The sequence below is a fragment of the Blautia sp. MSK.18.38 genome (assembly GCF_024460535.1).
GTDB classification, from domain to species: Bacteria; Bacillota; Clostridia; order Lachnospirales; family Lachnospiraceae; genus Blautia_A; species Blautia_A fusiformis.
This window is the reverse complement of the sequence record NZ_JANFYP010000036.1, coordinates 1-24,373: the sequence shown is the minus strand read 5'-3', so window position 1 is coordinate 24,373 and position 24,373 is coordinate 1. Positions and strand designations below refer to the sequence as shown.

Genomic DNA, 24,373 nt, shown 5'->3' with positions numbered 1-24,373 from the left:
ATACAGACACCTTGCCAGAAGTGAATCACTGAGAAAGTGAAGAAATAAAACAACATCGGCACAGCGTAGCGCGCTGAGTATTGAAGAATACAGGTACTTTGCCAGAAGCGAACCACAGAGAAACAGAAGAAATAAAACAACATCGGCACAGCGTAGTGCGCTGAGTATCGAAGAATACAGACACCTTGCCAGAAGTGAATCACAGAGAAAGTGAAGAAATAAAACAACATCGGCACAGCGTAGTGCGCTGAATACCGAAGCATACAGACACAAGTCAACAAATAAGAACAACGAATCCCTTGCACTACTTAAAAAAAGCCCAAGGGGTGTGCAGAGGGGGCGCGGCTTTGCGGCCCCTTTGCGGTTTTCAAAGTTCCCAAACTTAAACAACCCCCCGCGGTCAAGCGGAATAACCCCCACGGTCAAGCGGAATATCCCCCGCGGTCAAGCGAAACAACTCCCCCACGGCCAAGTGGAAAAAACTCCCCGCGGTCAAGCGAGAAAAGAGGAAAATATGAAACAAAACGGAAAACTATACTTATGCGCCACCCCCATAGGAAACCTCGAAGACATCACCCTTCGAGTACTAAGAACCCTTCGGGAAGTGGACTTAATCGCTGCGGAGGATACCCGCAACAGCATAAAACTTCTGAATCATTTTGATATAAAAACCCCCATGACCAGCTACCACGAATACAATAAGATCGATAAGGGCCATGTCCTCGTGGAAAAGCTGCTGGCGGGTACAAACATTGCGTTGATCACAGATGCAGGTACTCCGGGTATCTCAGACCCCGGGGAGGAGCTTGCCGCCATGTGTTATGAAGCCGGAATTGAAGTGACTTCACTTCCGGGTCCTGCTGCCTGTATCACTGCTCTGACTTTGTCAGGCCTGCATACCAGGCGTTTTGCTTTCGAGGCTTTTCTTCCGGCGGATAAGAAAGAACGAAAAACGATCCTGGAGGAGCTTTCCTGTGAAACCAGGACTATTATCCTGTATGAGGCACCTCACAGGCTTGTACGGACTCTTGGTGAGCTCAGAGAGGCGCTTGGCAACCGCCGGATGACTCTTTGCAGAGAGCTGACCAAGAAGCATGAGACGGCATTCCGGACTACGATCGATGATCTGATGGATTTTTATAAAGATGAGAAGCCGCTGGGTGAGTGTGTTCTTGTGATCGAGGGCAGGAGCCGCAGTGAGATGGAGGCGGAGAAGCGTGCTTCCTGGGAGGAGATTTCCATTGCGGAGCATGTGGCGATGTATGAGCAGCAGGGGAATTCCAGGAAGGATGCCATGAAGCTTGCTGCCAAGGATCGTGGTGTTTCCAAGCGGGATATTTATAAGGCGCTTCTGGATGGAGAAGATTCTGCTGAATGATCAGGTGTAATTGTGGTACGGATCGTAGGTAACGTGATCGTGGATGATTGAATAAGCTGCATACTGTGACCAAGGATTTTTGGGAACGTATGTGGCTTTTTTTTGTGGTAATAAAAAGTACTGTGCGGATTTTGTCGAAATGATTTGCTTGCAGTATAGACCATATTGTGCTGTATTTTGAGATTGCATTTAATAAGATACTTTTTTGCCTGTATTTCCTATGATTTTGCGTGGAAATACAGGCTTTTTTGTGCTATAATAAACTCTGTATTCGTATGTAAAAAATATTTATTTTACAGGTATAAATGACACTTCCGGAGCGGGTTTGAGAATTGCTTTCTGCAAAATGAAAATACAGTATTTCCTGAAATTAAAAGATCAGTTTATCTTGTTCAGGATTTGATGTAATGATTTCTGAAGCTGCTATGGTTCTGCAGAAATGAATTTTCAAACACGTCCGGACGACAAGAACAGGAGGAATGACATGGGCGCAGAGAATACAGAATACGGCGCGGATCAGATCCAGATCCTGGAAGGACTGGAAGCCGTACGTAAGAGGCCTGGAATGTATATCGGAAGTACCTCCAGCCGTGGACTTCATCATCTCGTATATGAGATCGTGGATAACGCAGTCGATGAAGCACTGGCTGGTTTTTGTACGGAGATCCATGTAGATATCAATCCGGATAATTCCATTACAGTTACAGATAATGGTCGTGGTATTCCGGTTGGCATCAATCATAAGGCAGGTATTCCGGCAGTTGAGGTTGTATTTACCATTCTTCACGCAGGCGGTAAGTTCGGCGGTGGAGGATATAAGGTTTCCGGTGGTCTTCACGGTGTTGGTGCATCTGTTGTAAATGCACTTTCCGAATGGCTGGAGGTTACCATCTACCGAGAGGGTAAGGAATACAAACAGAGATATGAGCGTGGCAAGACTATGTACCCGCTGAAGGTGGTAGGTGACTGTGATCCGGGGCTTTCAGGAACGAAGGTTTATTTCCTTCCGGACAAGGAGATCTTTGAGGAGACTGTTTATGATTATGATATACTGAAACAGAGACTTCGTGAGATGGCTTTCCTGACTAAGGGTCTTCGTATCGTTCTGGAGGATAAGAGAGAGGGACAGGAGCGCGAGAAGGTATTCCACTATGAGGGTGGTATCCGTGAGTTTGTAAGCTACCTGAACAGAAGCAAGGAGGCTCTTTACCCGGAGATCATTTACTGTGAGGGTGAGAAGGACGGCGTGTCTGTAGAGGTTGCGCTGCAGCATAATGACTCCTATACAGAGAACACCTATGGCTTTGTAAACAATATCAATACACCGGAGGGCGGTACACACATTACCGGTTTCCGTAATGCAATCACCAATACATTTAATGATTATGCACGTAAGAACAAGCTTCTCAAGGACAGTGAGCCGAACTTAAGCGGTGATGATATCCGTGAGGGCCTGACTGCGATCGTCAGTGTTAAGATCGAGAATCCGCAGTTTGAGGGTCAGACCAAGCAGAAGCTTGGAAACAGTGAGGCAAGAGGTGCGGTAGACAGTGTCGTAAGTAAACAGCTGGAGATTTTCCTGGAGCAGAATCCTGCAGTTGCCAAGGCTACCGTTGAGAAATCTGTTCTTGCACAGAGAGCCAGAGAGGCAGCCAGAAAGGCACGTGACCTTACAAGAAGAAAATCCGCACTGGACAGCATGTCGCTTCCGGGAAAGCTTGCAGACTGTTCTGACAAGAATCCGGAGAACTGTGAGATCTATATCGTAGAGGGAGATTCCGCGGGCGGTTCTGCCAAGACAGCGAGAAACCGTGCCACACAGGCGATCCTTCCGCTGCGTGGTAAGATCCTGAATGTTGAGAAGGCACGTCTGGATAAGATTTACGGAAACAAAGAGATCAAGGCAATGATCACTGCCTTCGGAACCGGAATCCATGAGGATTTTGATATTTCCAAGCTTCGTTATCACAAGATCATCATTATGACCGATGCCGATGTTGACGGTGCACATATCGCAACACTGCTTCTGACCTTCCTGTATCGTTTCATGCCGGAGCTGATCAAGCAGGGATATGTATACCTGGCGCAGCCTCCTCTCTATAAAGTGGAGAAGAACAAAAAGGTATGGTATGCATATGACGATGATGAGCTGAACAATATCCTTACCGAGATCGGACGTGACGGAAACAATAAGATCCAGCGTTATAAAGGTCTGGGTGAGATGGATGCCGAGCAGCTCTGGGAGACTACTATGGACCCTGAGAAGAGAATCCTTCTCCGTGTGACCATGGACGAAGCTGCCACATCTGAGATCGATCTGACATTTACCACTCTTATGGGAGACAAGGTAGAGCCAAGACGTGAATTTATCGAAGAAAATGCAAGATTCGTTAAGAATCTTGATATCTAGGAGAATAAAGAAGAATGGAAGATAATATTTTTGACAAAGTCCACGAAGTGGATCTGGAAAAAACGATGAAGGAATCTTACATCGACTATGCCATGAGTGTTATCGCCTCACGAGCTTTGCCTGATGTAAGAGACGGTCTGAAGCCGGTACAGCGCCGAGTTCTGTACTCTATGATCGAGCTGAATAATGGTCCTGACAAGCCACACAGAAAATGTGCGCGTATTGTCGGTGATACCATGGGTAAATATCATCCGCACGGTGACAGCTCCATCTATGGTGCGCTGGTCAATATGGCTCAGGAATGGTCCACAAGATATCCGCTGGTTGACGGACATGGAAACTTTGGTTCCGTGGATGGTGACGGTGCGGCTGCCATGCGATATACAGAGGCACGTCTCAGCAAGATATCCATGGAGATGCTTGCTGACATCAACAAGGATACGGTTGATTTTCAGCCGAACTTTGATGAAACAGAGCGTGAGCCGGTTGTGCTTCCGGCACGTTTTCCGAACCTTTTGGTAAACGGTACTACAGGTATTGCGGTAGGTATGGCAACCAATATTCCGCCGCATAACCTTCGTGAAACTATCAATGCAGTTGTTAAGATCATTGACAACATTGTAGAAGAAGACAGAGAAACAGCTATGGAGGAGCTTCTTGAGATCGTAAAGGGACCGGACTTCCCTACAGGAGCGACCATCCTCGGAACGAGAGGAATCGAGGAAGCTTACCGTACCGGACGTGGCAAGATCCGTGTCCGTGCGGTGACGAATATCGAGACTTTGCCAAACGGTAAATCTCGTATCGTGGTTACCGAGCTCCCGTACCTTGTAAACAAGGCACGTCTGATCGAGAAGATCGCAGAGCTTGTCCGTGACAAAAAGATCGACGGGATCACAGACCTGAACGACCATTCCAGCCGTGAGGGTATGCGAATCTGTATTGATCTTCGTAAGGATGCCAATGCCAACGTGATTCTGAATCTGCTTTACAAGCATACACAGCTGCAGGATACTTTTGGTGTGATCATGCTTTCTCTTGTTCCAAATCATGGAAGTATGGAACCGAAGGTTCTGAACCTGAAAGAGATGCTGGAGTACTATCTGGAGCATCAGGAGAATGTAGTTCGCAGAAGAACACAGTATGATCTTAATAAGGCACAGGAGAGAGCCCATATTTTGGAAGGTCTTCTGAAGGCACTTGATAATATTGATGAAGTGATCCGCATCATCCGTGGTTCCCGCAACGTACAGATCGCCAAGCAGGAGCTGATCGACCGTTTTGAGCTGACAGATGTGCAGGCACAGGCGATCGTGGATATGCGTCTCCGTGCATTGACAGGTCTGGAAAGAGAGAAGCTGGAGGCTGAGTATGCAGAGCTTATGGAGAAAATCCGCAAGTTCCAGGCAATCCTTGCTGACCGCAAGCTCCTTCTCCGGGTGATCCGTGAGGAGATCCTTGCCATTGCAGAGAAATACGGCGATGACAGAAAGACTTCCATCGGATACGATGTATATGATATCTCTACAGAGGATCTGATCCCGAGAGAAAATACAGTGATCGCAATGACAAAGCTTGGTTATATCAAGCGTATGACCGTTGACAACTTCCGCAGCCAGAACCGTGGTGGCAGAGGAATCAAGGGTATGCAGACGATTGAGGATGACTATATCGAAGAGCTTCTGATGACGACGACGCACCATTATCTCATGTTCTTTACTAATACAGGACGTGTATACAGACTGAAGGCATATGAGATCCCGGAGGCCGGTCGTACAGCTAGAGGAACTGCGATCATCAATCTTTTGCAGCTTGCACCGGGAGAAAAGATCACAGCTGTGATCCCGCTTCGTAAATATGAAGAGGGTCATTATCTGATGATGGCCACCAAGAAAGGCCTTGTGAAGAAAACTCCGATCAAGGATTACGAGAATGTCCGTAAGACAGGTCTTACAGCAATCGTTCTTCGTGATGATGACGAGCTGATCGAGGTTAAGGCTACTGATAATAATAAAGATATTATTCTTGTGACCAGGGACGGACAGTGTATCCGCTTTAAGGAAACGGATGTCCGCAGCACAGGCCGTGCGTCCATGGGAGTAAGAGGTATGAATCTTACTGACGGTGATGAAGTTGTTGCCATGCAGCTGAACACTCAGGGAGATTATCTGCTTGTAGTTTCCGAGAACGGAATGGGCAAACGTACAGCTATGAGTGAGTTCGTTGTCCAGAACCGTGGCGGTAAGGGTGTGAAGTGCTACAAGATCACCGAGAAGACCGGAAATGTTGTTGGCGCCAAGGCTGTCAACGAAGAGAACGAGATCATGATGATCACTACAGAGGGTATCATTATCCGTCTGCAGTGTGCGGATATCTCTGTTCTTGGAAGGATCACCTCCGGTGTGAAGATGATCAATCTTACAGAAGGTGTAACCGTTGCAAGTATCGCCAAGGTAAGAGATAAAGATCCGGAAGCAGATACAACTACCGAAAAAGCTGACGGAGAAACCGGCGATAACGAAGAAGGCTCTGCAGAGGAAGCTGTCACAGGCAGTGAAGAGGAATAAGGTCGAGGATAAGTCATGACGACGACAAAGAAAAAACGCAGAAAAAAATCAGTAAAGAAGCTGAAATACTCTAATAAAAAACTGAATTTTGTCCACATTGCGACACTGGCGGGGATCATTCTGATCCTGCTGGTGATCGTTCTGGCGGCCAGGGGCTGCGGAAAGATCAGCCACAGAACTCCGGAGGGGGTTGTGGAAGGCTACATCAAAGCGGCAGCAGCAGGCAAGAATAAAAAGATGCAGAGCTGTTACAGTGCGGATAAGTTATCGGATGAGGCGAAAACAGAGATTTCCTCCACGATAAAATATTTTCAGGCCCATGGAGTAAAGGATGTAAATATCGACAGCTGTGGCTCCATTTCTGAAAACAAAAATTATTCTTATGTTTATATCCGCTATAATCTTGTTCTGGAGAACGAGCAGGAATATCCATGTATCAGTACCTATCTTGTAAAGGTCCAGGACAAAAAGTATTATCTGTATGCGCCTTCTGAGATTTCAGATAAGATCAGCCAGCAGGCTGCTAAGGATTATCAGAAATTTATGACTACGAAAACCTATACAGATTATACAAAGGCTTATGAGGTTTTTCTGAAAAAGAATCCGGGATACGAGGATAAGATCGCAGGGAAACTGAACGGATAAAGCAGAGGCGGGAGGATGTAAGAATGAAGCGGATTTTGCTGATGGTGCTCAGAAATATAGTCTTTGTTCCTTACTGGTGGATCAAGCTTTGCTGGTATGCAGCGCATACAGATGATTATCCGGAAGAGAAGAAATACGCATTCCTGAGACTGATAGATGAGCATGCCATTGAAGGCGGAAATATCCATATTGATGTGCATGGAGCTGAAAATATCCCAAAAGAAAAGGGGTTTATGTTTTTTCCGAATCACCAGGGACTGTTTGATGTGCTGGCGATCATCCGGGCATGCCCGGTTCCTTTTTCGGTAGTTGCCAAGAAGGAAGTTGGAGAGATTCCTTTTCTAAAGCAGGTTTTTGCCTGTATGAAGGCCTTTATCATTGACAGGGAAGACCTGAAGCAGTCCATGCAGGTCATTGTCAATGTAATACGGGAAGTGAAGGCTGGTCGTAATTATCTGATCTTTCCGGAGGGAACCAGAAGTAAAAACGGAAATCATCCGGGGCCGTTCAAGGGCGGCAGCTTCAAGACTGCCACCAAGACGAAATGCCCGATCGTTCCGGTTGCACTGATCGATTCCTTTAAGGCTTTTGATACCGGCTCTACAGAGAGGATCACCGTACAGGTGCATATCCTTCCTCCGATGTATTATGAGGAATACAAAGATATGCATACCACAGAGCTCGCAGAAGAAGTGAAGAGACGGATCGAAAAGGTGATCGAAGAGAATATTATGTAAAAAAGAAAAGACTTTGATGAAGTTGAAACAAAAATATCATCAAGGTCTTTTTTTGCTGTATGTTTTGTATAAAAACGAAACGTTTTATTTGTGAATTGTTTGGCATATACAACCAAAAGGTTTGATGATAACATAGAGACATCCATACAATATAAATAAAAGATGTAAAGAGGACGAACAGATGAAAAAAGAACAATACCTTTCTCTCATCGATGAGGTGATCGCACAGGGACCATACACGGATACCTAGGATTCTCTCTGTGAGCATCCGACGCCGAAGTGGTATGCAAGAGATAAATTCGGAATTTTTATCCACTGGGGTGTTTACAGTGTTCCGGCTTTCGGAAACGAATGGTATCCCAGAAATATGTATGTGAAAGGCTCTAAGGAGAACCTGCATCATACAGAGAAATACGGAACTCTGGATAAATTCGGCTACAAGGATTTTATTTCTCAGTTTAGGGCTGAGAAGTTTGATCCGAAGGAATGGGCGGCCTTATTTAAAGAGGCGGGAGCGAAATTCGTAGTTCCGGTAGCGGAGCATCACGATGGATTTCAGATGTATGCCAGTGACCTTTGGCGCTGGAACGCTGCTGAGATGGGACCGAAAAGAGATATTCTCGGAGAGCTGAAGACAGAGGTTGAGAAAGAGGGAATGGTTCTCGGTGCTTCTTCTCACAGAGCAGAGCATTACTGGTTCTTTAATGGAGGTCGTCAGATCCCGGAGGCTGATGTCAATGATCCGGAATATGCGGATCTTTATGGGCCGGCAGCAGGAATCACCAGAGATATGAGTGATATTTATGACAATCCTCCGACAGAGGAGCATATGCAGGACTGGCTTGTCCGCACCTGCGAGATCGTGGATAAATATCAGCCATCCATCGTGTATTTTGACTGGTGGATCCAGCAGTATGCATGGAAACCGTATCTTCGTAAATTTGCAGCATATTATTACAACCGTTCTGCACAGTGGGGAAAAGAAACAGCTATTGATGCCAAATTTGACGCATATGTTTACGGCAGCGCAGTCAATGATCTGGAAAGAGGTCAGTTAGACCATATCACGCCGGATCTGTGGCAGAATGATACGTCTGTAGCTAAGAACTCCTGGGGCTATACCATTGGAAATGATTATAAGAAGCCTTCCGATATAGTGCTGGATCTGATCGATGTAGTCAGCAAAAATGGTGCACTTCTTCTTAATATCGGACCGAAGCCGGATGGAACAATTCCGGAAGAGGATGCACATATCCTGAGAGAAATGGGAAAATGGCTGAAGGTAAACGGAGAGGCGATATACGGAACCAGATATTGGAAGACATTCGGAGAGGGACCGACGGTGGTTCCGGAGGGACATTTCACGGATACCTATGATAAGCACTTTACTTCTGAGGATATCCGTTTTACAAGTAAGAGCAATCATATTTATGCGACTGTTCTGCACTGGCCGGAGGATGGAGAGATCCATATTAAAGCTCTTGGCAATGATATGAAGCTTTTGAAATCCACGATCCGGGATATTGAGATCCTCGGAACAGATCTGCATCCGGCATTTGCGAGAAATAAAGAACTGGATATTTCCTGCGGAAGAGGGGTTATTGAGGCGGGAGATATGCCGGTGGTATTGAAGATCACAGTAGAATAGCTGTTGGGGGAAGCGAGTAAATTATAATGTCTTTTTGAAAGGACAGAAAGGATAAGGTATTTTAATTATGGGAGATGTAAGATTCACAGGAAACTGGAACTCTGTAAATGCACACACAGTTCCAAAATGGTATGAGGATTGTAAATTTGGAATTTTTATCCATTGGGGAATTTATTCCGTGCCGGCATTTGCACCGCATACATGGGAGCTGGGAGAGGTTGATTCCAAGGAATGGTTTGCGGATAATCCGTATGCAGAATGGTATTACAATTCTCTGAACATTGGAAAAGGTCCTACATATAAGCATCATATAGAAAAATACGGAAAAGATTTCAAATACGAAGATTTTATTCCTATGTGGAAAGCTGAAAACTGGGATCCGAAGCAGTGGGCAGAGATCTTCAAAGAAGCAGGTGCGGAGTATGTTGTTCTGACAACCAAGCATCATGACGGATTCTGCCTGTTCCCAAGTAAATATACACATTTCAATTCCGTAGAAATGGGACCGAAGAGAAATATCACCGGTGAGCTGACAGAAGCTGTCCGTGACGCAGGAATCCGCATGGGCCTGTATTATTCCGGACTGATCGACTGGCAGTATGCAAACGATCCTATTTTTGAGGATGATGATCTGTTTGGAACAGCCAGCCCGACATTTGCATATGCAGATTATTCCTATAATCAGATGAAAGAGCTTGTAGATGATTATGCACCGAGTGTGTTCTGGAATGATATCGGATGGCCGACACAGAGTGAAGAGATGATGCCGTATTTCTTTGCACATTATTACAATAAGGTTCCGGAGGGTGTGGTAAATGACCGTTTCAACGGACGTTATCACGATTTCCTTACTAAGGAATATAAAGCCGGTTCTGTAAACAGAAATGAGAAATGGGAGATGTGCCGTGGAATGGGCTTATCCTTCGGTTATAATGCCAACGAAGGCGATGACAAGCTGATCTCTGTTCCGGATCTGATCTCACTTCTTGTCGGAACAGTGGCAAATAACGGAAATCTTCTCCTGAACATCGGCCCGAAGGCAGATGGAACGATTCCGGAGGAGCAGGTAAGAAGACTGAAGATCTTGGGTGCATGGCTGAAGGTAAACCATGACGGTATTTACGGAACACGCTGCAGTGACCGTGAATCTGAGCTGCTTGAGAGTGGAATTGAGCTCCATTATACACAGAAAGACGGAAATCTGAATGTGTTTGCAGATCATCTGAAGGAAGGTGCCAATGAATTCCTGATCAAGGGCTATCATGGGCAGCTGAGACCATTTGATCCGGCAGTGAAGGTAGAAACTGAAGATACTGCAGAAGGACTTCTTGTGAAGATCCCGGAATATAAAGAAGATATGTATGTGGTTGGATTAACCAACAGATTCTAAATGATGAATAGGAGGACCGGATGTATGCCGGTCCTTTTGTTGCTGCATGGGAGAAGATCGTGGATATCCGATCGATTCTCAGGGAGGGAGCTTTTATGTTTGGGAAAAAAATCGCAATACTGTTATCAACGGCAATGATCCTGACAGGGTCCTGTGTATCTTCTGTGGCTGTACATGCACAGACTGGTTATGCGGCTGAATATGCACAGAAAGCATCGGCAGCAGGTGTGCAGAGCACTGCAAAGCTTGTTGCGAAGGGCTCCTGTGGAAGCAAAGCTGTTTACCGGTTGTACTCCAATGGAAACCTGCAGATACAGGGAAAAGGGGAGGTTAAGGTTACCGATGATTTTTCATACAGATCAGCAATGATAAAAACAGTAACCGTTGCATCTGGGATCACGGGAATCGGTGACAGAACCTTTTCAGGCTGCAGAAATATGAAGAGGATTTCGTTGCCGGGAACTCTGCGGAGTATTGGAGTAAGAGCATTTGGAGATACTGCGATCACCAGGATCAAGCTTCCTGATGGACTGAAAAGCATTGGTGCATATGCTTTTTACCAGAGTAAGCTTATGAGCCTGGATGTACCGAAAACTGTAACAAAAATTGATGAATATGCTTTCAGTTACTGTAACAATCTGGAATCTGTCAGCATTCCGGGAAGTGTGAAAATATTACCGGAATCGTTATTTGAGGCAGATATGAAGCTGAAAAAGGTTACGCTTGGACAGGGCGTTTCCAGGATAGAAAGAGCGGCCTTTCGGCATTGCGGTTTGACAGGAGTAAGCTTTCCGGACAGTGTTACGATTATTGGTGAAGGTGCGTTTTCTTTTTGTCCAGATCTCAGAAAGGTGTCGTTGCCGAAGAAGCTTACAGAGATCGGGAACGGTGTATTCAGTAATTGTCGAAAACTGGGGAATATTACAGTACCTGCCAGTGTGAAAAAGATCAGAAGCCATGCTTTTTATGATTGCCTGGCAATGAAAAAGATTACGATCCTCAACAGTAAAACAGTGATAGAAAAAGAAGCGATCGGCTATAATTTCAATAGTGGAAAAAATAAAACTTTTGTCATTGCCGGAAAAAAGGGTTCTACTGCGCAGACTTACGCAAAGAAAAATGGGTTCCGTTTTTTGAACAATACTGCCGCAGTAAGGACCGCAAAGATGACCGGCGTGCCCAAAACAAAAACCATACTTCGTGGAAAAACATACACGATCCAGGCAGTGACCGTGCCGTATTACAGCGACGAAAAGATTCTTTTCCGTTCCTCGGATCGCAGGATCGCTACGGTAAATTCCAAAGGTGTTGTAAAGGGAATCCGAAAAGGGACGGCCGTGATCACCGTGCAGAGCGGAGCGAAAAAACTAAACTGTAAGATAACGGTGAAGTAACGATGAAGCAGGCGTACGTAAAATCGCCATAACAGTGAAAGAATACAAAAGAAAATAAAAACAGAAGCCCGGCAGATGAAACATGGAGAGTTATCACATGTGCAGCTGCCGGGTTTTTTTATAAATATAGAAAACCCTTAAAATAAGGAATAAAATAGCTTGTTATACCCTTAAAATAAGGGTATATTAATAAAAAAGGGGGAATCTAAAATGACAGGATATGCTGTGAAACATTCGATACGGGCAGAAGATATACGAATTTTAAGGAAGAAATTGAAGCTTACACAAAAAGATTTTGCAAAGTTAGTAAATGTATCTCAGAAAACAATAGAAAGATGGGAAAGTGAAAATCGGGATATTACAGGACCGGTTACGACATTAGTTCATATTTTAAACGAGTATCCTCAGATAGAGGAAAACCTCCGCGTACCGGAAAAAGAATATCCGATACGCTTATGGTACATGTTTAGGAGTGAAATATGTACGATTATTGATGTGGATGAGAGAGGCAGAAAAGTAAAAATATATAATTATACAAACAATTTTATTAAAAAAGCATTTGGCCGAAATGAAAAACCAACCTTTGAAGAATACGAGGAATTTCTGGAATCTCGTTGTTTCCCGAGACAACGAGACAAAATAAAATTGGTATTAGAAGATTTGAATCTGCCATTTTATGATCCGTTTATGATCATAGAAAAGACCGAAGGAAGAATGGCAGAGGATGATTTCTGGATCAGGATTGAGAGGTAAAGATGGTACAGCTTTTTGAACAGGATATCAAAACAAATGACAGACAATCGTCAAAAGGAAACCAATTGAAATGGTGCAGGAACAATGTATGGTATAAAGCTGATTATATGGGATATGAGGGATTGGTGGAATATGTTGTTTCACGTTTGTTGGAAAAATCTTCACTGAAACAGGAAGAGTATGTTTTATATAAAACAGAAGAGATTAGTTATAAGAGAAGAAAATATCTGGGATGTAAAAGTGAAAATTTTTTGCCTGAGGGATGGCAGCTTATTACATTAGAAAGACTTTTTTATGGATTTTATAATGAAAGTCTTTATAAAAAATTATTCACGATTCCAGAACATTCGGAAAGACTGGAATTTATAGTAGATCAGACGGAACGCATTACGGGAATTAGCGATTTTGGAAAGTATATGAGTAAGATCCTGGCAATTGATACATTTTTTATGAATGAAGATCGGCATATGCATAATATTGGAGTCTTAATGGATGCAGAAGAAAAATATCATTTATGTCCAATATTTGATAACGGTGCAGGACTGCTATCAGATATACAGATGGATTATCCGATGGAAGAAAACATAAATAATCTGATAGAGGAGGTACGATCAAAAACTCTGTGTGAAGATTTTGATGAGCAGATCGAGATTGCGGAAGAATTGTATGGTCAGCAGATAAGTCTGGAATTTAATGAAAAAGACGTAAAAGAAATATTGGATATGGAAAGTTATTATCCGCAGGAATATAAAGAAAGAGTATTTGAGATTATTATGAGCAGGAGAAGAAAGTACAGATATTTATTTTGAATAACTGCACGTCGTATTTTTGGTATTTTGGTAATAAAGCAGGTGCAAAAGGTTTCACATGTGCAGCTGTCGGTTTTTTATAGTAGAAAAAATGTTCAAAAATGTCTGTAAACAGACAAAATATGACGAAAATATTCTAAACAAAGCTTGATTAAATGTGATGGGAAATTTATAATTTTAGTATAAATGTGAATTGGAAAATGGGGGAACGGTCACATCCAAAGGTGTTGTAAAAGGCATCAAAAAAGGAACTGCAACCATTACCGTTCAGAGTGGTTCCAAAAAACTGACCTGTAAGGTAACGGTTAAATAATTCAAAGGATATTAGTAATCAGCATTTGTTATTTACTCATAGTTATATCTTATATGTTTGAGTACGCAAAACAGACTGGAGCTTGATAAGAATATATATCAGGTTCTCAGTCTGTTTTTATATATTGCAGGCAAAAAAAGAACACGTTTTCACAAAATAAGATTGACTTTTTTCAAAACTCTTATTATCATATAAAACATATTTAATTACTATGAAATAAGGAATGATAAAAAGTTCTGTTACACTGATGATGCTGAGTTACATAGATGACGTTGAGCAGCTTACAGGACTGGTAGCGGGTAGACTTTTTTCAGAGGGAGGGGACGGGTACATGTCCATCAAGAAGATCGCAGAAAAGGCAGGGGTTTCACCGGCGACGGTTTCCAGAGTTTTGAATAATCCCAATTATAAATGTTCTGTTTCCGGACTCAGGGATAAGATATGGAAAACAGCTATCGAGATGAATTATGTGCCCAACGAGGCGGCCCGGAATCTGAAAAAAGGCGTTTCCGCAAAGCAGGAGAAAACCTGGTACATCAATATCCTGATGACAAGAACCGATTCTTCCACAACGGATCCGTTTTTTGCGGAGCTTCTTCGGGTGATCGAAAGTGAGATCCATGATAAAAACTGCATTCTTTCCAAAGTATGGTATATGTCTGTGTTTTCCGATGACCGGAAGTGCCGAAGGGAGAATCTGGACCGGCTGATCGACGGAATGTATGATGAGGTGGAAGGGAAAAGGGACGGACTGATCATCATCGGCAGATGTAATAAAGAGGCTTTGAAGAAGCTGAATAAGAAGTATAAGAGTGTGGTATCGGTGAACCGGAATTCTACCAATTATGAAGTGGATGAGGTCCTTTGCGATGGGAAAAAGATCGCAGCAGCGGCAGTGGAATATCTGATCTCCCTGGGGCACAAAAATATCGGTTATATTGGCCAGTGTCACAGCGAGGACCGGTATAACGGGTATCTGGAAACACTGAAGAAGCATGATCTGGATGTGATACCGGAGTATGTTATCGAAACAAAGCAGACTGAGGCCGAGGGCTACGAGGCCATGGAAAAGTTCTTTCAGTCGGACGACATGCCAACCGGAATCTACTGTGCCAATGATATTTCAGCGATCGGAATGCTGAAGTGCCTGAATAAATTTCGGAACAGGTATTATATGCCTTCGATCATATCCAGCGATGATATACAGGAGGCACAGTTTACCAGACCGATGCTGACAACGGTGAGTCTGCCCAAGGAGGATATGGGAAAATTTGCATTATACCTGCTGCTGGACCGGCTGAAGGGCGGGCATTCCGGTATTGTGCGAATGGAGCTGGAAGGCAGACTGATGATACGGAACAGCTGCAGCAGTGTGGAGGACAGTATGTGGAGCGATTATTGTATCTGAGTGTTGCGGATGCGCAGATATAGTGACAGACAGGATGCGGTTGCGCTATGACCAGAGTATTTCGTGAAAACGTTTTCAAATATTCCTATTTAATTAATGGGAATAATATGGTTTAATGTATTCAATTCAAATAAAAAAATTACAGAACCACAGTAAACGGAAAGAACAGGTATGATTTGACAGCGAAATGAAGCAGTTACATTGTTGGGAAAAAGATTTCTAAATAAAAATGTGGTTGTAAAGGAGTACACAGATCATGAAAAGAAAACGCATTGCAGGTGTCTGTATCACACTGGCAGCAGTGGTACTGGCAGGAACTTTTGCAGTATCGGGAAACAATACAAAGGATAAAAATCATGTGGAGATCATCAATGTGTCCTATGATCCGACCAGAGAATTTTATGAAGCATATAATAAGATTTTTTCAAAATATTGGAAAGAGGAAACAGGTCAGAGTGTGGATGTGATTCAGTCTCATGGCGGTTCCGGAAAGCAAGCCCTTGAGATTTCCAACGGACTTCCTGCAGATGTGGCGACACTTGCACTGGAATATGATATTGATGCGATCCGGAATGCCGGTCTGATCGACAAGGGCTGGATCGATGAATATCCGGATGACAGTGCTCCTTATACTTCCACCATTGTATTTCTTGTTCGGAAGGGAAATCCGAAGAATATCCACGACTGGGATGATCTGACAAAGGATGGTGTGGGGGTGATCACTCCCAATCCGAAAACCTCCGGTGGTGCCCGCTGGAATTACATGGCAGCCTGGGCTTATGCCAATGAGAAATATAACGGCAACGAGACAGAGATGAAAGCCTTTATCAAGAAGCTTTACAAAAATGTCCTGGTTCTGGATTCCGGAGCAAGAGGTGCCACAACCTCTTTCGTGGAAAACGGGCAGGGGGATGTGCTGATCGCCTGGGAAAATGAAGCGTTTCTTTCTGTAAGGGACAATCCGGATGATTACGAGATCGTAACGCCGGGCATCAGTATCCTGGCACAGCCATCCGTTGCTGTTGTAGATGAAAATGTGAAAAAGCATGATAATGCAGAAGCAGCGAAAGCATATCTGAAATATCTGTATTCCGATGAAGCTCAGGAGCTGATCGCGGAGAATTACTATAGGCCGGTTGATCAGACGATCCTGAAAAAGCATGTAGATACTTTTAACCTGAAGGTGAAGCTGACAACGATCAAAGATTTCGGCGGCTGGGATGCAGTTCAGAAAAAGCATTTCGCAGACGGCGGAGTGTTTGATGAGATCTATGAAGAGTAGAAGAGCCTGAGATTTTGTAACAGATCAGAAACTTAGAATAGAAAAGAGGGGAGACAGAAATGAAGAAACAACAGAGTAAACGTGTGATACCAGGCTTTGGACTGACAATGGGAGTGACTTTGGCGATGCTGAGTATCGTAGTTCTGATCCCTCTTGCGTCTTTGGCAGTATATTCGGCGCGGCTGGGTTTTCGGGAATTTATTGAGGTGATCACACGGCCGAGGGTTTTGTCCGGATTCTATGTAAGCTTTATTACCGCATTTGCGGCCACAGTGATCAATGCTATTATGGGCCTGGTCCTTGCGTGGGTGCTGGTAAGATATGATTTTCCGGGAAAAAGGATCATGGATGGAATGATCGAGCTGCCTTTCGCACTGCCGACTGCAGTTGCCGGTATCTCACTGACATCCCTGACATCCGATAAAGGTCTGGTGGGAAGCTTTTTTGCAAATTTCGGTATTAAGATCGCATATACCAGAATCGGTATCACGGTGGCATTGATCTTTGTGGGAATCCCTTTTGTGGTCAGGGCCATTCAGCCGGTTCTGGAGAAGCTGGACGGTTCCTATGAGGAGGCGGCTCGTGTCATGGGTGCAAAGCCATTCACCGTTTTTCGCAGAGTTATTCTTCCTGAGCTTCTGCCGGCAATGCTTTCCGGGGCGGGACTTGCCTTCGGACGTTGCCTGGGAGAATACGGAAGCGTTGTTTTTATCGCAGGAAACAAGCCTTACTATACAGAGATCACGCCGCTGATCATCATGTCAAAGCTTCAGGAGTTTGACTATGAAAGCGCAACAGCTATCGCACTGGTTACACTGGCAGTATCATTTCTGATCCTGTTTGGTGTGAATCTGGTGCAGGCAAGAAATACGAAACGTATCAGAGGGAGGGATGCATAATGGATGAAAAAAAGAAGCAGGCTTCCGGGCCGGTGAAATGGATCCTTATCGGGATTTCCGTGATCTTTCTTTTTGTGATGCTGGTACTGCCTCTGGTGGTTGTTGTAACCCAGGCACTGAGCAAGGGCTGGCAGTGCTATGTGCAGGCGGTGACAGATGAGTACACGCTGAAAGCGCTGAAGCTGACCATTGGGGCGACGGCTGCGGCTGTTGTATGTAACACGATCTTTGGTCTGTGTGCGGCATGGGCAATGACCAGATTTCATTTTCGGGGAAAAAAGCTCCTTACCACTTTGATCGATGTTCCGGTTACAGTATCACCGGTTATCGCAGGTCTTATCTATATCCTGGTTTTTGGAAAGCAGAGTCCTCTTTATTCTGTTCTTGAAAGTGCAGGGATACAGATCGTGTTTGCAGTTCCGGGAATTATCCTAGCGACGATCTTTGTCACGTTTCCATTTGTGTCCAGAGAGATCATACCGGTTCTGGAATCCATAGGGTCCGATGAGGAAGAGGCGGCAGCACTGATGGGAGCAAAAGGCTGGACGATTTTTACCAAGGTGACATTTCCGCATATCAAGTGGGCATTTCTCTATGGTGTTGTGCTGTGTACAGCCAGAGCCATGGGAGAGTTTGGAGCTGTGTCCGTACTGTCCGGACATCTCCGTGGAAAAACAAATACACTTCCGCTGCATGTGGAAATTCTTTATAACGAATTCCAGTATGTTCCGGCATTTGCGGTTTCTTCGATTCTGGTGATCCTGGCGGTGATCCTTCTGATCGCAAGAAATGTTCTGGAGCATAAAGGAAAGGGGGAAAAAGGCGATGTACGTTGAGTTAAAAAATATCAATAAAACATATGGGGATTACAAGGCATCTGATAACGTAAGCTTTGGTATCGAAAAGGGGAAGCTGATTGGTCTTCTGGGGCCCAGCGGAAGCGGAAAAACTACGATTCTCCGTATGATCGCCGGTCTGGAGCAGCCAGACAGCGGGGAGATCATCATCGACGGAAGAGTGGTCAATGATGTGCCTGCCAGCGAGCGAGGCATTGGATTTGTGTTCCAGAATTATGCTCTCTTCCGGTATATGACGGTGTATGATAATATTGCATTTGGCCTGAAGGTGCAGAAGGCGGACAAGAAGTATATTAAGCAGAGGGTTATGGAACTGGTAGAGCTGATCGGGCTGAAGGGCCTGGAGAAAAGATATCCGAGTCAGATGTCCGGTGGTCAGAGACAGCGAGTTGCTTTTGCCCGGGCTCTGGCTCCGAATCCGCAGCTTCTCCTTCTGGATGAGCCTTTTGCGGCGATCGATGCAAAGATTCGTACGGAGCTTCGAAGTTGGTTGAAGGATATGATCGAGAAGCTGGGGATCACCAGTATTTTTGTTACCCATGACCAGGATGAGGCTATTGAGGTGGCGGATGAAATTATTATTACCAACCGTGGACGGATCGAGCAGAAGGGAACTCCACTGGAGGTTTATCAGAATCCGGATACTGCGTTTACGGCGGGATTTTTCGGGCAGACTTCTGTGATCGATGATTACCAGGTGTTCAATCACTTCGAGGAAGTTCCGGGAGGCGAAAAAGCCATTGTCCGTCCGGAGTTTGTAAAAGTGACTAAGAAGAACGAGGAACAGAAATATAAAAGCTCCGCAACAGAGGGCATCGTAGAACGAGTCGCATTCCGCGGCAGCAGCCTGGAACTGAAAGTCCGTGTAGGAAACACCACACTCAGCGCCAGAAGAAGCCTTGACGAAGAACCCGTCCGGGAAGGCGAAGTTGTGGATGTGTTTGTGCAGAGGATTTTTGTAACGAAGGGAAATGAGGCAGTACTGCTACATAATACAGCTATGGTTGAGGATTGGTTAGTGATATAAAAAAATGCCGCGGGAGCGGCATTTTTTTATGAGCAAGTAGCGTTAGCGGATTGCGAATATCATATGATATGGCCGCGGAAGCGGCATTTTTTTATGAGCAAGTAGCGTTAGCGGATTGCGAATATCATATGATTTGCCGAGGGAGTGGCATTTTTTTATATATGTGAAATTTTCACACCGTAATATTCTGCAAGGGAATCTACCAGATCATCACGGATTTTTTTGTGGTCATTGCCATCTAGGGACATGACACAGGATACCATCTGACGTTTTTTATCAACGACGCAGTATTGGCCGTAATTGCCGGACAGGATCAGTGTATCTTCCATAGGTCCCATATATATGAAATAACCATAACCATAGCTCTGGTAATCCGGATGCTCCGTCAGTGGATTGTAAGAATCGATATGTTTCTGACAGGCATCAATCACGAATTTTTTTGGGACGATCTGTTTTCCGTTACATTCTCCCTCATGCAGAAGCAAATGTCCAAAACGCGCCAACTCGTCAATTGTCAGGTATAATCCATTGGCTGCCATACAGTGTCCTTGAGGACAAAGGGTCCAGTCCGGATTTGGAATTCCAATCGGTTCAAGTAGACGATATCGCAGATAGTTCAGCAAATCGGTACCGGATTTTTCTTCTATAAGGACGGACAAAATATAAGAACAGAAGTTGCTGTATACGAAATGTGTACCGGGTGTATATGGAAAAGAATCATTCTGAAAGAAATATCTCACCCAGTCCTTTTCTCTGTATCGCTCTGGTCCATCGCAGAAAAAGAGCGGATCTTTCTGACCGGATGACATGGTAAGAAGATCACGGATCTTTATCTTGTACAGATTTTCAGAAGGGTCGGAAGGGAAATATTTTTCAAACCAAGGATAAATGTATTCATCAAGAGTGATCAGTCCTTCACGTTCTGCGATACCTGCGGCCATTGCAACAAAAGGCTTGCTGATAGACCATATATTTAAACGGGTTTTGACCGGAAAAAGTCTAAATTCTTCTTTTAGAAGATCATTTTTATATATCTGTGCGTAGATGATATTGGAATGATGTTGCTTTGATTTCTCAAGAAAAATATCTAAAATTTCCTGCATGATAATCCCCCCCTGAAATTATTATTCGTAAAAAAGATCAAAGTCTGAATAAAGTTCTTCTAGGTCATGAAGTCGTGTACTGATGGATTTGCACCTGGTTTTGCGGATTTTTGCAACAATACTGTCAAACAGACAATAGAGGCATGAGAAGGAGTTAAATCCCATTTCATTGAGATTGATCTCTATAATGATAGCGTGGTCTGCCAGCGCCCATGCCGGTGATGAAATGCTGTCTGTGATGGCGAGTATCTTTGCACCATGATTTTTGGCAATCTGTGCATATTTCAGAGACCATTTGGTATAGCGGGCAAAAGAGATCAGAAGAACAACTGTATCCTCGGATGCTTCTGTGAGATATTCGAAATTGGAATCGTAAAATTCGTGAACCACCTTGGTATTTCCAAGAAGCTGATTCAACAGAGTTCCCATCCAGAGAGCGGCACTGTAGGAAGAGCGTGCACCAACAATGAGGCGTTTTTTGGCATTGCTCAGATGGGTAACAATCTGATCCATATCTTCCTGATTCAGATGAGATGCCCAGCTTTCCATGGAATGGAGTTCATTGGCAATGATGTTTTGATAAAAATTTCCGCTATCCAGCAGTGAATCGTCTTTTATAACCGTAGGAACGGAAAGAATATCATTCTGTACAGTACGCTGCATTTCAGAAAAACTTTCAAATCCCAGGGAATAGGCAAGGCGTATGATAGTGGTTTCGCTTACGGAAATTTCCTTGCTGAGTTTCGCAAGGGTGGAATAACTGAATGAATCAAGGTGTTGTAATATATATTCGGCAACTTTCTTCTGACCGGCAGAAAGGAAAGATACTTTTTCACGGATCAACTGTTCTATTTTCATGAAAACCTCCTGTACTGTACGATTAGTATAATAAATTATAACAGGTGTAAAGTTTGATTACAATATAATGGAGTAAAAAATTCTTCTTAACATAAAAAAGATGTAAATAATGCACAAATTAAAGTGTGTATTTTTAATAATATTGTCAATAGAAATCTTGAAACCTAGATGTTAATATAGCATTAAATAATTCATATGACGTCAGAAAAAGAATTAATTGCACTATTAATATTAAAGTCAATAAAAAAGGGGGGCTTTTATGTCGTCAACAGTAAAGGAAATAAAAGAAAAAACAGGTTACCTGAAACGAAGTGATCTTTATACAATCGGTGTAGGACAGGCGATTGGATCGGGTGTTCTGACACTGATCGGACCGGCAATTCTTTTGACTGGTCAGTCAGCATGGTTGGCATATGTAGCTGCATGTATCTGGGGATTTATGATGATTGCACCAATTCCATGGATCACATCTACACTGAAACTTGGAGGAGGATTTTATTCTCTGGTAGGAGATATGGCCGGCAAACGAGTTGCCGGTATGTATGCAGTAGGATTTTTGCCACAGACGATCAATCTGGCGACTTATGGTGTGGCAATTGGTATGTATGCAAATTCCCTGTGGCCGCAGATTAATGCGAAATGGTTTGGAATTGCAGCCCTGAGTGTGTTCTTTGCCATCAATCTGTGTGGTGTGGATGTAATGGCGAAGGTACAGAAAATTCTGGTTATCCTGCTGTTTGTTGCACTTGGTCTGTTTATTGTTCTGGGATGCCTCCAGCTGAAAAATCCGGTGTTTGAGTTTACAGCACCAGACTTTTTCTACAATGGTCCATCCGGATTCTTTTCCGCAATCATGCTGTATGTATATTCAACAAACGGATATTCCTGCATTATGAATTATGGTAAACAGGCAAAAGAAGCGCATAAAGATATTCCAAAGGCACTTCTGTACTGTATTCCGACACTGATGGTTGTATATGGCGGTGTTGCAATTGTAGCAAGTGGTGTGCTTCCTCTGGATCAGGTAGCCGGACAGCCGCTTACCCTGGTTGCAAAAAATATTTTAAATCCGGCACTTTTCACAGTATTTATGATTGGTGGTCCGGTACTTGCACTGTCTTCATCCATTAATTCAACAATTTCCAATAACTGTATTCCGGTTGCACAGTCCTGTAAAGATGGATGGCTTCCGAAATCATGGGCAGCTCAGAACAGAAGAGGGGCTTACTGGAAACTGATGACATTTACTTATCTTATGGGAATATTACCTGTGTTACTGGACTTTTCTATCAGTGATGTTGTAAATAATATTATGCTTCTGGCATCAGCATTGGCATTTCTGCAGATTTATGCGTATTTCCAGCTTCCGAAAAAACATGCAGAAGCATGGGAAAAATCACCAATGCATATTTCTAACGGAAAATATTATTTCCTCTGCTGTTTGAGCCTGTTTGCATATATCTGCATTTTTATCAATTCTTGCAGAAGCCTGAAACTTCCGGTAGTAATCATCAGTCTGATAGCCATTGTAGTATGCATGGCTTACGGATGGTTTAGAAGTGTAAGTCCTGATGTAAAGATGGAAACAAGTGTGTGGGAGGATTAATGTTTATGAATAAAGACCAGAACCTGATCAATGAATTTGCTATCAAAACTTTAAAAGAAAATCTCAATGTTATGTATGCGCAGATATGGCGTGAAGGACAGTTAACGGCAGAATATAAAAGAATGCCGGTCAAGACACGCCTTAACACCTGGTCTGCCTGCAAGGGTGTTGTGTCCTGTGCGGCAGGAATCGCACTTGATGAAGGGCTGATTCGACTTGATGAGAAGATTGTGGATATTTTTCCAGAGTATGCACCGGAGAATCCGGACGGATATCTGGGGGATGTAACGCTGGAAAATATGCTGACAATGACTACAGGTTTGGAAAGCTCTCTGTTTTTCTGTGACTGGCCGGAGCGTTACACAACTCCGGACTGGATCCGATATTTCTTCGAGAATGCGAAAGTGATAAAAAAACCGGGAACAGAATGGCTGTACAGCAATTTTAATACTTATATGATCAGCTGTGCGATTGAAAAACGTGCGGGAGTTAATCTTCTGGAATATTTGAGAAATCGCTTTTTTGAGCCGCTGGGAATTGGAAATCCAGACTGGACTTTGTGTCCGAAAGGGCATGTGCATGCGGCTAATGGACTTTATGTGAATATTGATGAGTTTACCCGGTATGGACAGATGATTCTTCACAAGGGAAATTATAATGGAAAACAGCTGGTGCCAGAGTCGTACATGAAGATGGCAACGTCCAATCTGGTGGATAATTCAGTGGCAGGAAGTCCGGGAAATCTATATTCCGGTTTTGGATATGGATATCAGTTTGTAATGAATCCGGAAGCCGGTTCCTATCGATCCGATGGAAATTATGGTCAGTTCTGTCTGGCGTTTCCTGACAAGGATGCAGTAGTAACTGTAATGTCTCTGGAGGGGGATTTCCAGAAAATAGGAAATCATCTATGGACTACAGTGGTTCCGGAATTATAAGAATTCTGTCTGGCAAATCAGACAGTGTAAGAGGGCTTAAATCTTTCTGGCTTGACATTGGTCAGAAACCGTTTTATACTCCTGTCTTTGACAGTTGCTAAACAAAAAAATCGCTGTACCTTTTGATTTTACTGGGGTTCGGCGATTTTTTTGTGTCGTTTTGGAATATAGTATTTTATCCAATGCGTCGTAAAACCCCCTGCTTCAACTATGGGGATATAAGACGCGTCCATCGAATTTATGCAAGTAATTGAAGAGGGACAAAATAGTAATTGTATTAACTGATAAACCATAGTATAATACAAATATGAACACAACATATAAATCAAACAACAATGTCGTCTATTCCTG

Annotated in this window: 19 protein-coding genes and 1 pseudogene; 18 read left to right on the top strand and 2 right to left on the bottom strand. The window is 43.8% G+C overall.

Annotation, left to right across the window (positions count from 1 at the left end):
* Positions 1–514 precede the first annotated feature (514 nt).
* The 16 genes and pseudogenes from rsmI to NE638_RS16140 all read left to right on the top strand — a co-directional run bounded on the left by rsmI (position 515) and on the right by NE638_RS16140 (position 19,517).
* Positions 515–1,378, top strand: coding sequence for a 16S rRNA (cytidine(1402)-2'-O)-methyltransferase (gene rsmI / locus NE638_RS16215; RefSeq protein WP_092072414.1), 864 nt, complete (start codon positions 515–517; stop codon positions 1,376–1,378).
* 484 nt (positions 1,379–1,862) lie between these two features.
* Complete coding sequence (gyrB, locus tag NE638_RS16210; protein ID WP_015526581.1) at positions 1,863–3,788, top strand: DNA topoisomerase (ATP-hydrolyzing) subunit B; 1,926 nt, start codon at positions 1,863–1,865, stop codon at positions 3,786–3,788.
* Between the two features lie 14 nt (positions 3,789–3,802).
* Positions 3,803–6,355, top strand: coding sequence for a DNA gyrase subunit A (gene gyrA, locus NE638_RS16205; RefSeq protein ID WP_173723259.1), 2,553 nt, complete (start codon positions 3,803–3,805; stop codon positions 6,353–6,355).
* 15 nt (positions 6,356–6,370) lie between these two features.
* On the top strand, positions 6,371–7,000 hold the full coding sequence (locus NE638_RS16200) for a hypothetical protein (RefSeq protein WP_021651690.1): 630 nt from the start codon (positions 6,371–6,373) through the stop codon (positions 6,998–7,000).
* 23 nt (positions 7,001–7,023) lie between these two features.
* Positions 7,024–7,737: a lysophospholipid acyltransferase family protein gene (locus tag NE638_RS16195; protein WP_118608773.1), complete on the top strand. Its 714-nt coding sequence runs from the start codon at positions 7,024–7,026 to the stop codon at positions 7,735–7,737.
* Between the two features lie 265 nt (positions 7,738–8,002).
* Positions 8,003–9,019: pseudogene (locus NE638_RS16190) on the top strand (alpha-L-fucosidase); the annotation flags it as partial.
* Complete coding sequence (locus NE638_RS16185; protein WP_244094881.1) at positions 9,002–9,385, top strand: alpha-L-fucosidase C-terminal domain-containing protein; 384 nt, start codon at positions 9,002–9,004, stop codon at positions 9,383–9,385. The pseudogene NE638_RS16190 and the gene NE638_RS16185, both read left to right, overlap by 18 nt.
* A gap of 67 nt (positions 9,386–9,452) precedes the next feature.
* Complete coding sequence (locus tag NE638_RS16180; RefSeq protein WP_118608775.1) at positions 9,453–10,775, top strand: alpha-L-fucosidase; 1,323 nt, start codon at positions 9,453–9,455, stop codon at positions 10,773–10,775.
* Positions 10,776–10,870: 95 nt separating this feature from the next.
* Positions 10,871–12,169 carry a leucine-rich repeat protein gene (locus tag NE638_RS16175; RefSeq protein ID WP_173746719.1) on the top strand — a complete coding sequence of 433 codons (1,299 nt, stop codon included), beginning with the start codon at positions 10,871–10,873 and terminating at the stop codon, positions 12,167–12,169.
* A gap of 210 nt (positions 12,170–12,379) precedes the next feature.
* Entirely contained in the window at positions 12,380–12,922 is a 543-nt protein-coding gene (locus NE638_RS16170; protein WP_173740105.1) for a helix-turn-helix domain-containing protein, read from the top strand.
* A gap of 2 nt (positions 12,923–12,924) precedes the next feature.
* Complete coding sequence (locus NE638_RS16165) at positions 12,925–13,731, top strand: hypothetical protein (protein WP_173734230.1); 807 nt, start codon at positions 12,925–12,927, stop codon at positions 13,729–13,731.
* Positions 13,732–14,267: 536 nt separating this feature from the next.
* Entirely contained in the window at positions 14,268–15,452 is a 1,185-nt protein-coding gene (locus NE638_RS16160) for a LacI family DNA-binding transcriptional regulator (protein WP_235812385.1), read from the top strand.
* Positions 15,453–15,708: 256 nt separating this feature from the next.
* Positions 15,709–16,734 (top strand): sulfate ABC transporter substrate-binding protein, encoded by a 1,026-nt coding sequence (locus NE638_RS16155; protein ID WP_059086489.1) that lies wholly within the window; start codon positions 15,709–15,711, stop codon positions 16,732–16,734.
* Between the two features lie 59 nt (positions 16,735–16,793).
* Positions 16,794–17,633 carry a sulfate ABC transporter permease subunit CysT gene (gene cysT / locus NE638_RS16150; protein ID WP_059086488.1) on the top strand — a complete coding sequence of 280 codons (840 nt, stop codon included), beginning with the start codon at positions 16,794–16,796 and terminating at the stop codon, positions 17,631–17,633.
* The gene (cysW, locus tag NE638_RS16145) at positions 17,633–18,469 is read left to right on the top strand and encodes a sulfate ABC transporter permease subunit CysW (protein ID WP_059086487.1); all 837 of its coding nucleotides are present in this window, start codon (positions 17,633–17,635) and stop codon (positions 18,467–18,469) included. Before cysT ends, cysW begins: the two co-directional genes overlap by 1 nt.
* Complete coding sequence (locus tag NE638_RS16140) at positions 18,459–19,517, top strand: ABC transporter ATP-binding protein (RefSeq protein WP_059086486.1); 1,059 nt, start codon at positions 18,459–18,461, stop codon at positions 19,515–19,517. The genes cysW and NE638_RS16140 overlap by 11 nt, the downstream gene beginning before the upstream one ends.
* A gap of 155 nt (positions 19,518–19,672) precedes the next feature.
* On the opposite strand, the gene NE638_RS16135 is transcribed toward NE638_RS16140, so the two are convergent.
* A complete protein-coding gene (locus NE638_RS16135; RefSeq protein ID WP_059086485.1) occupies positions 19,673–20,620 on the bottom strand; it encodes a serine hydrolase domain-containing protein in 948 nt (315 codons plus the stop codon).
* A gap of 21 nt (positions 20,621–20,641) precedes the next feature.
* Positions 20,642–21,478 (bottom strand): MurR/RpiR family transcriptional regulator, encoded by an 837-nt coding sequence (locus NE638_RS16130; protein ID WP_015526598.1) that lies wholly within the window; start codon positions 21,476–21,478, stop codon positions 20,642–20,644.
* A 259-nt stretch (positions 21,479–21,737) separates the two neighbouring features.
* Here NE638_RS16130 and NE638_RS16125 point away from each other — a divergent pair, with 259 nt between their 5' ends.
* Both NE638_RS16125 and NE638_RS16120 read left to right on the top strand, forming a co-directional pair.
* Positions 21,738–23,084, top strand: coding sequence for an APC family permease (locus NE638_RS16125; RefSeq protein WP_059086484.1), 1,347 nt, complete (start codon positions 21,738–21,740; stop codon positions 23,082–23,084).
* A gap of 5 nt (positions 23,085–23,089) precedes the next feature.
* Positions 23,090–24,022 (top strand): serine hydrolase domain-containing protein, encoded by a 933-nt coding sequence (locus NE638_RS16120; RefSeq protein WP_173746717.1) that lies wholly within the window; start codon positions 23,090–23,092, stop codon positions 24,020–24,022.
* Positions 24,023–24,373: the final 351 nt, after the last annotated feature.